Origin of the sequence: Bacillus sp. FDAARGOS_235 (genome assembly GCF_002073415.2) — a bacterium.
Classification (GTDB): domain Bacteria; phylum Bacillota; class Bacilli; order Bacillales; family Bacillaceae_G; genus Bacillus_A; species Bacillus_A toyonensis.
In genome coordinates, this window is the sequence record NZ_CP020437.2 from 532,365 (window position 1) to 548,470 (window position 16,106).

Sequence of the window (16,106 nt, forward strand, 5' to 3'; positions counted from 1 at the left end):
TTTAGAGGTGATAAATTATGGACGAGTTTTTATCTTTTGTTGCACATAATCCCGGTTCTATTGGACCTACACTTCCACCTGTTCAACCCTTTCAATTCCCTACTGGTCCCACAGGTTCTACAGGAGCTACTGGTTCAACTGGACCAACCGGATCAACCGGACCAACTGGACCAACTGGACCAACCGGACCAACCGGACCAACCGGACCAACCGGACCAACTGGATTTAATCTTCCTGCTGGACCTGCATCTATTACCTTGACTTCTAACGAAACCACAGCATGTGTATCCACTCAAGGAAATAATACTTTATTTTTTTCGGGGCAAGTATTAGTAAACGGTAGTCCTACTCCAGGGGTAGTGGTCAGTTTTTCATTTAGTAACCCTTCTCTTGCTTTCATGGTTCCTCTTGCTGTCATTACCAATGCTTCAGGTAACTTTACCGCTGTATTTCTAGCCGCTAATGGGCCTGGAACAGTAACCGTTACTGCTTCACTTCTTGATTCTCCTGGAACAATGGCTAGCATCACTATTACCATTGTGAATTGTCCGTAATGGTTTTGTTTTTAAGGACTAAGCAGTTTCTGATAAGATGAGCACTGATTTACAGTGCTCTTTTTTATCATTGGGATGTTCTTTTTAAATGAAATTTCGTAACACCCTACTAAAATAATGCTTTTATTAATCACTAATGATCTTTATATTTCTTCAGCTTGTCATCACAGGTAATTTTTATAAGTAGTTAACTTCTCAATGTAGTTTGTGTATATAATTCCATTCAAAGATACATAATACCCACGTAACTATTTAAAAACACTTCGTTTTTATATCAAAGTTCAAAAAGGAGCTACATAACATGGATAAAAAAGATTTATTAAGTCAACAACTTGATCATGTATCATCTGATGCGCTGAATACTCCTAGTAAAGCCCAAGAGCAAATGCAAGAAACATCTCAGAAGGCACATAATTCAAACAAAAAGGGCAATACTCAATCTTTACATGTTGAAGATTTACCAAATTAAGACGTATATAGAATAACGAACAAATACTAAATTTTAAGGGGAAAAATTCTTAAGAACGAGTGAACTTAATTTTTTCCCTTTTCCTATTTACATAACACTTTAATAGGAAATACGTACACATTTTTGACACATTCCCTATTACAATCTCCTGAAAATTCGTGATAATATTAATTTGTCGAATACGCCAAATTTCGACATCGCACGACAATACTATCTCCCTTAGTGAATCCCTGTCCCCCAGGGATTTCTCCTTTTATTCATTACTTTTCGCTTCACTAAATTTTCATCCTTAACACAATTCAATCACTCCAATGAATAGACACGCCACAATCCTATTTTGATAAAAACTATAAAACAAACATACGTCGTAATAATACAAGTAGAATTTTACTACTTCAAATTTACTTCTTCTCTTTTTATAAACATGAAAAATGAGCTCCATTTACATAGAGCTCATTCCTACATTTATAATTTACTAGACTGTAGACCCTGAATATGTGGAACTACTTCTGGATTTACAAGTGATGATAAATCTCCTAATTCTTTTCCTAAGTAAGCCGCTTTGATGACGCGTCGCATTACTTTAGAATTACGTGTTTTTGGCAAATCCGCTACAACGTGGATATCCTTTGGACATAATGCTTTTCCGATATGAGAATTTACTAAACTCATTAATTCTTTCTTTAATTCTGCTGTAAATATTACACCATCTCGTAATACTACAAAGCAATGACAAACCTCACCTTTTACATCGTCAGGTACACCAATGGAAGCTGCTTCTATTACATTAATATGTTTCACAAGAATAGACTCATATTCAGCAGGCCCAATACGTTTACCAGCAATATTTAGCGTATCATCTGAACGCCCTGTAATGATATATTGTTCACCATCATAAATAACCCAGTCACCATGAACCCATTTATTTTCAAATCGTGACCAATATGTGTTCACATAACGCTCATCGTCTTCCCAGAAACTTTTCGTCATTCCAACCCAAGGTTTCTCTAAACATAATTCTCCAACTTCATCACGGATTGGTTTACCTTGATCATCAAGTACAACCGCAGCCATACCTGGTAACGATGCGTTAAAACTAATTGGTGCGATTGGCTTAATCAGAACATTACCGAAAATCCCACCAGAAATTTCAGTTCCGCCTGAATAGTTACAGATTGGCACTTTTCCTTTTCCAACTGTTTCAAACAGCCACATCCATGGATCAGGATTCCAAGGCTCTCCTGTTGATGCGAATACTTCTAAACTCTTTAAAGAATGTTTATTCACATACTCATCACCTTTTGCCATTAATGCACGGATTAACGTTGGCGAAATACCGAGATGAGTAATTTCATATTTATCAACCGTCTCCCATAAGCGATCTGCTTCTGGAAAGTCTGGAACACCTTCGTACATAACCATCGTTGCACCATTTATGAGTGAACCGAATAATAAAAATGGCCCCATCATCCAGCCCATATCAGTTACCCATAATACACGATCACCTTGTTTAATATTCATTCCAAATCCTGCATCAAAAGCTGCTTTCAAAGGAAATCCTGCATGCGTGTGTACCGTTCCTTTCGGCTTACCAGTCGTTCCTGATGTATATATGAGCATTAAAGGATCATCACTATGCATTTCTTCGGCATGTATGAATGGTTTTTCTTTTTCTAGCGTACTCCATGAAAAGTCATAATGATGCGGTGTAAAATTATTTCCTGCATGACGAACAATTACCACCTTTTCAACAGTCGGGCAATGTTCACAAGCTTTATCTACTTCATCCTTTAAAGAAACAATTTTCCCGCGGCGTGAAAATCCATCTGCGGTAATAATCATTTTTGAACCAGCTGCTTGTACGCGTGTCATAACTGCATCCGAAGCAAATCCCGAAAATATTGGTGAAATAATTGCTCCGATTTTCATTACAGCTAGCATCGCAACAACTGTTTCCGGAATCATCGGCATATAAATTGTTACACGATCGCCCTTCTCAATACCCGCTTGTTTCAAACCATTGGCCACACGGCTTACCCAATTGTCAAGCTCTTCATATGTAAATGATTTTGAAGTTCCATTTTCCCCTTCGTACTGAAGTGCTGGCTGTTTTCTTGTCACTTCATCCGCAATCCAGCGGGATAAAGCTGATTCTACAACGTTACATGTTCCATCATTATACCACTGTGCAAATGGCGTACCATTTTCTAAATCTAACACTTCTGTATAAGGTTTCATCCATTGATAGCCAACTGCTTTTTCTGCCTCTCCCCAAAACCAAGCTGTTTCCTCAATAGATTTATTATAAAAAGTTTCATAGTCTTCATATCCCAATGATTTCATCCAACCATATAAACGTGTTTTTTCCTTATACTCTTCTGTTGGAAACCAAACTGCTTGTTTCAATGTTTTCCCCTCCTTGACTTTTTGAGCAAGAAAGCCCTAAATAGGGCTTTTAAACTGGATATACAGGATGTTTACGATCCGTGAATACTTGATATTTACTCATATACATTTCGAAACGCCCTTTTAACTCTTCACGTAAATTGTTTGGATGAACAATACCATCAATCACCATCTCTGATGCTAAATGATAAATATCAATATCTTTCTTATACTCTTCACGTTTTTCAGCTATGAAGCTTGCACGCTCTTCTTCTGGTAAAGCCGCAATTTTATTTGCATATACAGCATTGACCGCTGCTTCTGGACCCATTACAGCAATAGAAGCTGTCGGTAATGCTAAGCAGCAATCTGGTTCAAATGCCGGACCTGCCATTGCATATAAACCAGCTCCATATGCTTTTCGAACAATGATAGAAATTTTCGGTACAGTTGCTTCACTCATTGCAGAAATCATTTTTGCACCGTGACGAATAATACCAGCGCGCTCTACTTTTGTACCAATCATAAATCCTGGTACATCTGCAAGGAATAATAATGGAATATGGTATGCATCGCATAAATTAATAAACTTCGCTGCTTTATCAGCTGAATCGTGGAATAAAACGCCACCTTTCATACGCGGCTGATTTGCAATAATACCTATTGGCTTACCATCAATGCGTGCTAAACCTGTAATGAGTTCTTGAGCAAATAATTTTTTCACTTCAAAGAATGAGCCGTCATCTATAATTCTGTTAATCAGATCTTTCATATTGAAAGGAGCATTTTGATTTTCTGGAATGATTTGTTCTAACGTTTTATCGAACTGTTTCGGTTCTTGAGGTGTCATCAATGGAGTCTTTTCTAAGTAGTTGCTTGGAAAATATGAAATGTATTGTCTAGCCTGTGTAATTGCATCTTCTTCTGTCTTACATAAAACGTCTCCGCATCCTGATACTGAGCAATGCATACGAGCCCCGCCCATTTCTTCTAAAGTTACCTTCTCACCGATAACCATTTCAGCCATACGTGGAGATCCTAAATACATAGATGCATTACCTTCCACCATCATAACAACGTCACAAAAAGCTGGAATATATGCACCACCAGCAGCAGAAGGACCAAATAATAAACAAATTTGTGGAACTTTACCTGATAATTTCACTTGGTTATAAAAGATTCTTCCCGCACCGCGGCGCCCTGGGAACATTTCTACTTGATCTGTAATACGCGCTCCAGCAGAGTCAACTAAATAAAATAATGGAACACGTAACTTTTCAGCCGTTTCTTGAATACGTAAAATCTTTTCAACTGTACGAGCTCCCCATGATCCGGCTTTCACAGTTGAATCATTTGCCATTACGCACGCAGTACGCCCATGTATTTTACCAGTTGCAGTTACAACACCATCAGCCGGTAACCCTGTTTGCTCACAATTTGCAAATAATGCATCTTCTACATATTCGCCATTATCAAATAGAAGAGCTAAACGATCTCGAACAAAGAGTTTTCCTTTTGCTTTGTTTTGTTCATGATATTTCGGTGCTCCACCTTGTTTAATCGTTTCAACTCGTTCTTCAAAATTATTTGATTGTTGTTTTTGTTCTAACACATTTACTCCCCCTTATACATCGGTTTGCGTTTTTCCTTAAATGCCTGTAATCCTTCTAATCTATCTTCCGTATGGATTACACCCTCGTACGCCTGTTTTTCCATTTGTAATCCGGTATGTAAATCTACTTGAACACCATTAGAAATTGCTTCTTTTGCTAATCGAACTGCAATAGGACCATTACTAGCAATTTGATTTGCAATTTCAATCGCTTTCTCTTCTAGTAAATCAGCTGGTACGACGAATTCTACTAAACCATATTCTTTCGCTTCTTGCGCCGAAATACGTCTTCCTGTATAAATTAATTCTTTCGCTCTACCAACACCAATTAATCTCGGTAAACGCTGCGTACCACCTGCTCCAGGTATAATTGCAAGGGTAGTTTCAGTCAGACCAAGGCTTGCATTTTCAGAAGCGATTCTAAAGTCACAGGCTAAACTCAATTCCGTACCACCACCAAGAGCAATTCCATTAATAGCTGCAATAACTGGTTGTGGTAATTGTTCCACCATTTCCATAGTAGTACGAATCATACCAACCGCATGGCGAACTTGCCCTTCATTCATACCAGCTCGTTCTTTTAAATCTGCGCCAGCACAAAACGCTTTTTCACCAGCCCCTGTTAAAATAACTACACGTGTATTTGACTCTTCACTTATTTCCGTTAATATTGTTTGCAATTCTTCTAATAACGCTAAAGATAAAGAATTTGCTTGTCTTTCACGATATAACGAAATCTTTACAACATGCGGTGTTACATAGTCAACTGAAATATTTTGTAATTGTAGCATCTTCTCACCTACTTATCGTTTTATGTTGAAGCGCTCTATACACATGACTCGGTAATTGGATATTTAACTTACTTTGAATAAATTGACTAGCTCTCCATAACTTTTCTTCGTCTATATTTGTTTGGACACCTAACTTATGGAGCATATGCACTAAATCATCAGTTGCAACATTTCCTGATGCTCCCGGTGCATATGGACATCCCCCGAGTCCACCACAAGAACTATCAAACGTTGTAATACCGTGTTCTAAAGACTTCACTACATTTGCAAGTGCCATCCCATACGTATTATGAAAATGCATTGCAAACTGCGAAGCATCATATTTCTTTAATAGATGTTCTAATACTTGTTCTACTTGTAATGGATTCGCTACACCAATCGTGTCACCGAGAGAAACTTCATAAATGCCGTATGAAAATAGTTGATTACATATTTCATCAACTGCTGCGGCACTTATATCTCCCTCATACGGACATCCAAATACAGTAGAAACATAACCTCTAACCTTTTTCCCTTCGAATATTGCCTGTTTTGTTATATCTTCAATAACAGTTAATGCTTCTTTAATTGATTTATTAATATTACTTTTATTATGAGATTCACTCGCTGATAAAAAAACATTCACCTCATCTACATTTTGCAAAAAAGCTCGTTCCAAACCATTTTGATTTGGAACAAGCGCAGCATATGTAACATTGGGATCCCTTTTTAGCTCAGAAAAGACATCATTTGCATCCGCTAAGGCAGGAACCCATTTTGGGTGAACGAATGAGGAAACTTCAACGTACGACAATCCGGCTTCTGTAAGTAGTTGAATCCATTTTACTTTATCTTTTGTGCCAACAATCTTTTTTTCATTCTGTAAGCCATCACGTGGCCCTACTTCTTTAATGACAGCAAAATTAGGTAGTTTCAATTCGCTTCCCCCTATATCTCCCTATTCAATTTCTAGTAATACATCTCCTTCATTTACAAAATCGCCTTCTTGCACATTAATTTTCATAACTGTGCCAGCTTCTTCTGAAATGATTGGAATTTCCATTTTCATAGATTCCAAAATGACGACATCCTGCTCTTCCTCTACTGTATCTCCTACTCCTACAACTATCTTCCAAACATTTCCTGCCATCGATGCATATACTTTCGTCATCATTTTTTCCCCCTTAATATTCATAAATCTTATTTTTTAACAAGCTGTTTCGTTACGAAACCCGTTGTATAAATACCACTTTTGAACACATCGTCTCCGAGCACTTGCAGTAGCATCGGTGTATTTGTTTTAATACCTTCAATTTTCAACTCCTCTAGAGCATTTTCTAATTTTGAAATTGCCTCTTCACGAGTTTCACCATGAGCAATGACTTTTGCAATCATTGGATCATAAAACGGTGTAATTGTTACATGATTCTCTAAAAAGTGATCCATACGTATATTTGATGGTAATGTGAAATCTGTAATTTTCCCAGGTGACGGGAAGAATGTTTTCGGGTCTTCTGCATAAATACGTGCTTCAATGGCATGACCACTACGTTTTACATCATCCTGAGTAAATGATAGTTTCTCTCCACTTGCGATAAGAAGTTGTTGTTCTACAAGATCTAACCCCGTAATTTCTTCTGTAACGGGATGCTCTACTTGTAATCTCGTATTCATTTCTAAGAAATAGAAATTTTTCTGATCATCTACAAGAAACTCAACTGTACCTGCATTTGTATACCCAAGAGCTTTAGCAGCTTGTACAGCCACTTCTCCCATTGCTTTTCGTGTACCTTCATCTAAAAAAGGTGAAGGTGCTTCTTCGATTACTTTTTGATTTCGGCGCTGTACGGAACATTCACGTTCCCATAAGTACACTGTGTTACCATGTGTATCTGCTAAAAGCTGAATTTCAATATGATGCGCGTCTGCAATATAACGCTCTAAATACATTTCTCCATTACCGAAGAAATTTTGTGCCCTTGTTTTGTTACTTTCAAATGCTTTGGTGAGCGTTTGCTCAGTTTCCATCAACTGCATTCCAATGCCTCCGCCGCCCGCGGATGCCTTAAGCATTAATGGATAACCAATTTGTTTTGCAATTTCAATTGCCTCTTCAGCAGTTTCAATATTTGTAGTAATACCTGGAACTACTGGTACATCTGCTGCTTGCATTGCTATACGTGACTCAATTTTACTTCCCATCTTCGTAATGATTTCTTCTGAAGGACCAATAAATACGATTCCTTCTTCTTTACAGCGAATCGGAAAAGATGGATTCTCTGATAATAATCCGTACCCCGGATGGATTGCTTCAACATTTGTCTTCTTAGCTATTTCAATAATTTTTTCAAGGTTTAAATAGCTTTCTTGAACTCGTGGACCACCTACTAGATAAGCTTCATTTGCCATTTTTACATGAAGGGCATTTTCATCAGCCTCAGAATAAATAGCGACGGTACGAATTCCAAGTTTTTGACAAGTTTTCATAATGCGAACTGCGATTTCCCCGCGATTGGCAATTAATATTTTTTGAAACATAGTGATTCCTCCTTTTTATCTACATCCTAAATGTCTAGCAATTACGAGACGTTGAATTTCAGAAGTTCCTTCACCAATTTCTAACAGTTTTGCATCACGAATATGTCTTTCAACTTCATATTCACGCATATAGCCATAACCGCCATGAATTTGTACTGCATGATTCGCAATACGACTAGCTGCTTCAGATGCAAATAGTTTTGCCATAGCCGCTTCTTTACCGAAAGGTTTATCGTTATCTTTTAACCAAGCTGCTTTATGTACTAAATTACGTGCTAACTCTACTTCAGTCGCCATATCCGCTAATTTAAATTGAATCGCTTGGAAATTAGAAATTGTTTTTCCAAATTGTTGACGTTCTTTCGCATATTGCAATGCACGTTCAAATGCAGATTGTGCAATACCTACTGCTAATGCTGCAATTGAAATACGTCCTCCATCAAGTGTATATAAGAATTGTTTAAATCCTTTATTAACATCACCAAGAATATTTTCTTTCGGTACACGCACACCATCAAGTACGATTTCACAAGTATTAGAAGCGCGAACACCCATCTTATCGTAAGGACTTGAGATCGTTAATCCTTCACTTGTAGTCGGTACGATAAATGCAGAAATACGTTTTCTACCATTCTCTTCAACACCGTTGATAGCGGTTACAATAATTGTATTTGCATACTCTGCGTTTGTAATCCAGCACTTTTCACCACTGATTACATACTCATCACCATCTAATACCGCTTTCGTTTGTGTGCCTCCTGCATCTGATCCAGCGTTTGGCTCCGTTAATCCGAAAGCGCCTAACGTTTTACCTGATGCCATTGGAACTAAATATTTTTGTTTTTGTTCTTCTGTACCGAAATAATAAATTGGAGAAGCACCTAATGAAATTGTTGCAGCGTAGCTTAATCCTGTACCACCACAAGCACGACCAATTTCTTCAACTGCTAGCGCGTACGATACTGTATCGCCACCTGAACCTCCATACTCTTCTGGGAATGGGATGCCTAATAATCCTAGTTCGCCCATTTTTTGAAATGTTTCATATGGAAACTCTGCAGTTTTGTCATAATACACAGCTTTCGGTGCGATTTCCTTTTCAGCAAAGTCACGTACCATTTCTTTAATCATTTGTTTTTCGCGAGTTAGAGTAAATTCCATTCCGCTACACACCCCTTATCGAATATTGAGTTTCGACAGCGTGCGAGTTTCTACTACAAACATTACTTCTTAAAAGACAAGAATATTAGTTAGACAATTGCTACAATTCTGTCATAACTTAATTTTAAAACAGATTCTGTGCTAATGCACAAAAAAATTCCTACATTGTTCTACAACAACATAGGAAGTTTTATGTCGAATTATGTAATTTATTGTTTAATAATCTCTACCTTTTCCCGAATCAGAAATTTCTACTAACGCTTCAGGATATGGCTCAAAATATGTTTGTCCTAATAAATACTTTTCATCAAACCGAATGGCCCATGATTTTAAAATTGCAAGCAAACTACTAAGTGGTATTTTCTTTTCTGCATACTTTTGTATCAGTTCTAAAAAATAATCTTTTTCTTGTTTTTTTAATTTCGTTTTAAAATATCCGAAAATATGTTCACATACATTTACATTCGATGTATAGCGGGGCGCGCGCAAAAATAATTCATATAAAGTCTTCTCATAATCATCAAATACAATTTCAATCGTTTCATTTTTTTGATTTGCAATAATACGCCCTAATTCTTTTTGTTTTACCTGATTATATGCCATAAATAAATATTTATTGTCCGACTGAAACGATACAAGGTCTTTCATATTTTTATTATGTTTAATCATTTTGTAATATGCGATTGTAAATAACCTTGTAAAGAAATGTTCTCTAATAATAAAATTCGACAATCTACCTTCTTCTTCAATTGGAAGGTGCGAAAAATTTTTTAATACTGCTCCGCCAAATAAGCCTGGTCCCTTTCCTTTTGCTGGCGCTTTTTCAAAACCAGAATAAATTTTCACATCACGCGTACCACAACTTGGCGAGCGATTCTTTAAAATAAATCCATCCACATCGGATATCGTTTGTAAAAATCCATTTGAAAATTGCTCCATTTTTTCAGTAACGTCTTCTCTTGTCGACGGTTGCACAAGTGTATTCACACCATTTTCTTCTACGATTCGTATCGTTTCACGAGGAATTCCCAATCCAATCTCGACTTCTGGACAAACAGGTATAAATGTAACAAATGGTTGCAAATTTCGTATTGTTACATCCGGAATCATTTCTCCATTATAACGACAAGCATCAAATTCTAAACATTTACTTACGACGATTGTAGGTTTTGCAAATTGTCGCATTTCATTACCTCCGTGGCGTTAGTCCGTACAAAATAAATTGAATCGTATTTTCAATTTCCAATTCATCATCCCAATTCTCTTCAGGTAATAATAAAAACCGAGTTAATAGAAATCCTAAAACAGCTGATAATGTAAGCCGTAACACGGAAGGTGGTGGCATCTCAATAATTCCCCCTTCTTCTTGAAACTTTACAATTAACTTTTTAAAATGTGAAAGCAGTTCTGTTTCTACTAATTGTTGTATTTCACTTTTTAGCTCTGGCTGAAACGGCACTTCTTGAATTAATATTTTAATCATTGGAAAGTGCTTTTTGGCAAATTCAAATCGATTATGAATGACTACCCTTAAAAGCCCTTCATACGATTCATAATCAGTTTTAAATATCTCTTTCGCAAAAGCTTGTACGAAAAATGGTGCAGCAAACTTTGTTAAAGTTGGCATTACGACCGCTAACAATAAATTTTTTTTCGTCTTATAGTAGCGGAAAATCGTTCCTTCCGCTACACCAGCACGCTTTGCAATTTCACTTGTTGAAGTTGAAGCATATCCTTTTTCTCCAAACATATCAACAGCTGCTTCTAAAATACGCATTTGACGTTCATTTCGATTATCAGTATTAGTTGCAGCAATCAATTCCTCAAGCCAATCCTTCTTCATGTACAAAGCTCCTTTTTGTCATTATTATATTTTGCGATGTTTCTTTAAAGCAAATACATTCCCTACTGCAAATAATAGTGAAAAAAGTAGTAATACAGTAAGATCCAATGCAATTTCTGTAAATCCTTGATTTCGAATCATCACTTGCCTCATTGCATCAGCGCCGTATGTGAGTGGAAATAATTTCCCTAACATTTGTAGCCACTTATTCATAGATTCAATTGGAAACAAGCCAGAAAAGAAGATTTGTGGCACAATAACTAGCGGTATAAACTGGATCATTTGAAATTCATTATTTGCGTATGCTGATAAAAACGTCCCTAATGTTAGTGCCGTTAAAGAGAGCATACATGTAATAAGTAGCGTTAGCCATATAGAACCTGCTACATATAAATCTAAAACATAGACTGAAAAACTTACAATTATAACAGATTGTATGAATGCAAAAATTCCAAAACCAATTATATATCCAACAACTATTTCCCATCGTCTAACTGGTGTGGACAATAATCGCTCTAATGTACCACTTAAACGTTCTCTTACGAAAGAAACTCCTGACAAAATGAATACAAAGAAAAATGTAAAGAATCCAATTAACACGGGACCGAGCCCATCAAACATCGTAAAGTCTTTAGAGCCATGTAAATAATTCACTTCAGGTTTCATAATCGATACATCATTCTTCTCTGTGCTCTTTTGCAATACTTGGAGTACAGCACGGTTTTTCGACGAATCACTGCCTTCTAACAAAAGATTTATTTTTCCATTCTCTAAATGAATTACTGCATCGATCTTTTGTTTTTCCAACTCAGAAATCGCTTTCTTTTTGCTATATTCATAAATTGAGGCTTCTTGATTTTTCATCACTTTTACTATAGAAGCGGGCACATCAACTACAGCAATATGTGGTTTATAATCTTTTTGTGTAAATACTAAAGACAATAGCCAAAGTAATAACATTGGTGCCCCAAACATCATGGCTAACGAACGTTTATCTCGAAAAAATTGACGAATAATACGAATGATTACACCATTAACTCTCACGATTCAACCCCCTCTTCTAACAAAAAGACATCTTCAATTCGTCCAGATGATACACGTTTTTTCAATTCCTCTGGCGTTCCAACCGCAACTAAGTTCCCTTCTCTAATCAACCCTAGACGCTCACAAAACTCTGCTTCATCCATAATGTGCGTCGTTACAATAATAGTTGTGCCTTTCTTTTTAAGTTCATAAAATTTTCCCCAGATTGTTTTTCTAAGAAGCGGATCTATCCCCACTGTTGGCTCATCTAAAATTAATATTTCAGGTTCATGAAGAAGTGCTATTGCTAATGATAGACGCTTTTTCATCCCACCTGAAAAATGCTGTACTTGCTTTTTCATATGTTGTGATAATTGTACCAGGTCAAAAACCTCTTTGATTCTTTCCTTTTTATGCTTTCCCTTTAATCCATACATCGTTGCAATAAAATCTGCATTTTCATATGCTGATAGTTCTTCGTATAATGCATCAGCTTGAGCCATATAGCCAATTCTTTTCATCTCATTTAAATTTGGCATGTTAATGTTGTATACAAATACATCACCTTTAGATGCCTGATTAATACCTGCAATCAATTTAATAAGCGTCGTTTTCCCTGATCCTGAAGGCCCAACTAAACCAAATATCTCTGCTTTTTCAATTTGTAATGAAAGATCGTGTAAAACTTCTTTTTTCCCAAAACTTTTCGATACATTCTGTAAAACAATTGAAGGTTTTTGCATGTATTATCCCTCTTTTCTATAAAATGAGTGAGTACTCACTTTTATTTTACTCTTGCGTAATTATATGTCAAACTTCATTGATTAGTATTTATTTTCAATCAACAATATTAAACAATGAAACAGAATCGACATTAGAATATAATTTCTTAAAGTCGACTCTGTTTCATTTAAACTATGCATTTTACTTTATGTTTCTAAATTCATATACTTCCTAATTCTAGCAAGGTCTAAAGAATATTCGATAACTAATTGCTGTAACGGTAAAATAACTGTATCGGGATATAAATGTGCATATTGTAATGTTTCTGCATATTTTTCTAATCTTTTTTCTAAATATTTTATAATTTGCTCAGGATGGCTCACTAATAAACATTGACAATAATAATGTATTTGTTCCTCAATCGCCGTATACTCTTCAATTTCATATTCTTTATGCATGTGTACACCCCTTTAAGTTTTTTACATAAATTCCTTATCACACTTTTCACTCGACTAATTTTTAAGTTTTTTGATTATTTACACTATAACAAACTCTTCAGGTCAAATTTTGTTACTTTATGTAACGTAGAAAATTTTTAACAAAATTGTAATGTTAACTCCTGCAAAATACATAAAGCCCCTTTACTCATTCTGTACATAAAAAGTCGCCCAATTTAATTTAACTGGGCGACTACAATTTCTGGCCTATTCAAAATTCTTTGCGGAATGATACTATTGCCTAATCCTCTACTAACCACCATTGATGTATTTTGTTCTTCATATAAACCTGCTGTATATTTAGGTAAAACACCTTGTTTTGAGCAACTAATCCGCTGATAAATGGTAACCTAACTTGCCCACCATGAGCATGCCCTGAGAAAACTAAATCTATTCGCTCCTCTGCATACTCCTCAATAAATTCTGGCCTATGGGATAATAATACATTATATCTATTTGGTTGCGTTTCAATTTTCGCTTTTACAATTGCATCTTTTACAATACTTCCTTCATTAATATCTCTGTTATTAAATTCCGGATCATCAATACCTAACAAGTTTATTTCTTGTCCGCCTTTTTGTATTATTACATGTTCATTTCTCAAAACAGTAACATGGTTTTTCTTTAATTCTTTTTCTAAACTGTTATATTTTCCTGACCATTTTTCATGGTTTCCTGTTACAAAATATACCGGATACTCCTTTACAAGTTCTCGTATTACTTGCATACTAATTTCTTCATCGTACGATTTACTGTCTATTAAATCACCAGTAATAGCAATAATATCTGGATTTATGCTTTTTACTTTTTGAATTAAAATGTCTTGATTATCACCAAATTTTTTATTATGTAAATCTGAAATTTGTAGAATTTTATACCCTTTAAAAGCGGAGGGAATTTTACTAGAGGTTATTTTAACCTCAGTTATACTTATTAAATTGTTCTGTAAATATAAAAAGATGCAAATACCTACTATTGTACCGATAAGTAATATGATTCTTTTAGTCTTCTTGTTCATTTTTCCTCCTAAAATCTTAATCAGAACTACAATTCTAATAAACATTCCGTGCCCTTTGAATTCAAAAAACTGAAACTTTCCAATTAATTTGAAGTATTTTTCATAGTGTTATACGTCTCTAATAAACACTTACTGCTGTTTCCAATCTCCTTCGTATTAACTTACTATAAAGTGGAGCTTTAATATCCTAGGCGTCCTGCATGAGTGTATGATATCATGCTCATTCTCTAGTGAATTTATAGCGAATCCCTGGAAGCTCTTCATCATATTATCATTTATCTTATTTAGTTAATAACGATATAATGATAATTCCTAAAGTTTTTTATAAAAAAATTGTGTATTTTTCTCGAAGTATATATGACATTTGCTTGCAAATATATTATTACCACTACGATTTTAATTTGTTTAAAGCGTATATAGAGAGAATTAAAACATTAAATTCCCTTATGAAAAGTTATTATTATATTATTTATTAGAAAATTGAAAAAATGTGTGTAGATAGATATCATTGTAAATGAATATATAATTAACTTTAATTTTCTGACATAGTTTCACATAATTCTTAAACTATTTTTTGCGTGCATTATGAAATAATATATTGCACCGTGTCAGTCTTTAAAAGATTATATATCATAACTTTAAGAGAGGAAGGAAAACTATGAAGATGAAAAGAAAAATCATGATGACAACAGCACTTGCGGCTACATTAGCTACAGGTGCACTACCAACTACATCGGTGTTTGCTGCTGAAAAAGAGGCTCCTATCCAACAAAAAGAGGCACAAGTGAGTATTCAACCATTTGCACAAAATAATTTGGAAACAGCCGTTAATGCTGCCTTAAATGGCCCAGAAGTCAAAAAAATAAAAGTATTTGAGCATGAATTTAATGTAAAAGAAATAGAAGTAGTAAATCTAGGTGCTGGAAAAAAATATGTTAAGGGGCAAATTTCTCATCATTTAAGTTTTCGTCCAGATGATCAATTTTATTATGAGTTTACAGTGCAAGATGGAAAGGTAATAGATAAGCCTGTATTTAATATTGATAGAGGTGGTTGGACACCATTTGCTGCTCCACTTTTATCAATTCTTGCTGCCTATAATGGGATTCCAGTTAACCCAAATGATTTAAATGCACTTGGTCAGCAGCTTGGAAAAGTTATAGATGGAAGCTGGGAACATGCAGCCCAATCTATCGCAACTGTAGTTAGTTTAAGTTTTAATGAGTAGAACTTTTTAATTTTTATTAGCCTTGCAGAGGCCCATTTTTCGTAGGTAACCTTGTTATAAGAGATTCTGAAACAGCTATAAATAGATTTTTACCACTCAGTCACATTATCTTGATTTGTTAACCACCTTATCATTCATTATATGTCACAGAATAGAAGTCTTTTTTAAGGCTTCTGTTTTGTTTGTATACAATACGATAAAAGGTTGTTTTTTCGAGTCTATACTTCGATTCTTTAAGAATCCGTTTGGTTATTAAGTACAATTCATAACAACAAATTATTAAAG

The 16,106-nt window shown here is 35.3% G+C and carries 16 protein-coding genes and 2 pseudogenes; 3 read left to right on the forward strand and 15 right to left on the reverse strand.

Going from position 1 to position 16,106, the window contains the following annotated elements; all coding sequences use genetic code 11:
* Positions 1–17: 17 nt before the first annotated feature.
* A pseudogene (locus A6J74_RS30555) lies at positions 18–74 on the forward strand (exosporium leader peptide-containing protein); the annotation flags it as partial.
* 17 nt (positions 75–91) lie between these two features.
* Here the strand turns inward: A6J74_RS30555 and A6J74_RS30620 are convergent.
* Positions 92–277: a hypothetical protein gene (locus A6J74_RS30620; protein WP_275952108.1), complete on the reverse strand. Its 186-nt coding sequence runs from the start codon at positions 275–277 to the stop codon at positions 92–94.
* Between the two features lie 15 nt (positions 278–292).
* Positions 293–538 (reverse strand): hypothetical protein, encoded by a 246-nt coding sequence (locus tag A6J74_RS30315; RefSeq protein WP_000237355.1) that lies wholly within the window; start codon positions 536–538, stop codon positions 293–295.
* 317 nt (positions 539–855) lie between these two features.
* Here A6J74_RS30315 and A6J74_RS29955 point away from each other — a divergent pair, with 317 nt between their 5' ends.
* Entirely contained in the window at positions 856–1,023 is a 168-nt protein-coding gene (locus tag A6J74_RS29955) for a hypothetical protein (RefSeq protein ID WP_000358199.1), read from the forward strand.
* Between the two features lie 465 nt (positions 1,024–1,488).
* Here A6J74_RS29955 and A6J74_RS04450 read toward each other — a convergent pair whose 3' ends face one another.
* The 13 genes and pseudogenes from A6J74_RS04450 to A6J74_RS04510 form a co-directional block, all read right to left on the reverse strand.
* The gene (locus A6J74_RS04450) at positions 1,489–3,429 is read right to left on the reverse strand and encodes an AMP-binding protein (RefSeq protein ID WP_000806475.1); all 1,941 of its coding nucleotides are present in this window, start codon (positions 3,427–3,429) and stop codon (positions 1,489–1,491) included.
* 49 nt (positions 3,430–3,478) lie between these two features.
* Entirely contained in the window at positions 3,479–5,020 is a 1,542-nt protein-coding gene (locus A6J74_RS04455; RefSeq protein WP_000893092.1) for an acyl-CoA carboxylase subunit beta, read from the reverse strand.
* A 2-nt stretch (positions 5,021–5,022) separates the two neighbouring features.
* Positions 5,023–5,811, reverse strand: coding sequence for an enoyl-CoA hydratase (locus tag A6J74_RS04460; RefSeq protein WP_000939823.1), 789 nt, complete (start codon positions 5,809–5,811; stop codon positions 5,023–5,025).
* 4 nt (positions 5,812–5,815) lie between these two features.
* On the reverse strand, positions 5,816–6,727 hold the full coding sequence (gene mvaB / locus A6J74_RS04465) for a hydroxymethylglutaryl-CoA lyase (protein WP_000775419.1): 912 nt from the start codon (positions 6,725–6,727) through the stop codon (positions 5,816–5,818).
* 21 nt (positions 6,728–6,748) lie between these two features.
* Positions 6,749–6,964, reverse strand: coding sequence for an acetyl-CoA carboxylase biotin carboxyl carrier protein subunit (locus A6J74_RS04470; protein WP_001987345.1), 216 nt, complete (start codon positions 6,962–6,964; stop codon positions 6,749–6,751).
* A gap of 26 nt (positions 6,965–6,990) precedes the next feature.
* Positions 6,991–8,328 (reverse strand): acetyl-CoA carboxylase biotin carboxylase subunit, encoded by a 1,338-nt coding sequence (locus A6J74_RS04475; protein ID WP_000486758.1) that lies wholly within the window; start codon positions 8,326–8,328, stop codon positions 6,991–6,993.
* Between the two features lie 15 nt (positions 8,329–8,343).
* Positions 8,344–9,489: an acyl-CoA dehydrogenase gene (locus A6J74_RS04480; protein WP_000397277.1), complete on the reverse strand. Its 1,146-nt coding sequence runs from the start codon at positions 9,487–9,489 to the stop codon at positions 8,344–8,346.
* A gap of 216 nt (positions 9,490–9,705) precedes the next feature.
* Positions 9,706–10,674 carry a YbgA family protein gene (locus A6J74_RS04485; protein WP_001248627.1) on the reverse strand — a complete coding sequence of 323 codons (969 nt, stop codon included), beginning with the start codon at positions 10,672–10,674 and terminating at the stop codon, positions 9,706–9,708.
* A gap of 4 nt (positions 10,675–10,678) precedes the next feature.
* Positions 10,679–11,332 carry a TetR/AcrR family transcriptional regulator gene (locus A6J74_RS04490; protein ID WP_000711182.1) on the reverse strand — a complete coding sequence of 218 codons (654 nt, stop codon included), beginning with the start codon at positions 11,330–11,332 and terminating at the stop codon, positions 10,679–10,681.
* Positions 11,333–11,356: 24 nt separating this feature from the next.
* Positions 11,357–12,376: an ABC transporter permease gene (locus tag A6J74_RS04495; protein ID WP_001265602.1), complete on the reverse strand. Its 1,020-nt coding sequence runs from the start codon at positions 12,374–12,376 to the stop codon at positions 11,357–11,359.
* Entirely contained in the window at positions 12,373–13,098 is a 726-nt protein-coding gene (locus A6J74_RS04500) for an ABC transporter ATP-binding protein (protein ID WP_001171599.1), read from the reverse strand. Before A6J74_RS04500 ends, A6J74_RS04495 begins: the two co-directional genes overlap by 4 nt.
* 186 nt (positions 13,099–13,284) lie before the next feature.
* Positions 13,285–13,536 carry a hypothetical protein gene (locus A6J74_RS04505; protein WP_000548627.1) on the reverse strand — a complete coding sequence of 84 codons (252 nt, stop codon included), beginning with the start codon at positions 13,534–13,536 and terminating at the stop codon, positions 13,285–13,287.
* Positions 13,537–13,751: 215 nt separating this feature from the next.
* Positions 13,752–14,593, reverse strand: a pseudogene (locus A6J74_RS04510) (metallophosphoesterase).
* Positions 14,594–15,251: 658 nt separating this feature from the next.
* On the opposite strand from A6J74_RS04510, the gene A6J74_RS04515 reads away from it, so the two are divergent.
* The gene (locus A6J74_RS04515) at positions 15,252–15,821 is read left to right on the forward strand and encodes a hypothetical protein (RefSeq protein WP_000782800.1); all 570 of its coding nucleotides are present in this window, start codon (positions 15,252–15,254) and stop codon (positions 15,819–15,821) included.
* Positions 15,822–16,106 lie beyond the last annotated feature (285 nt).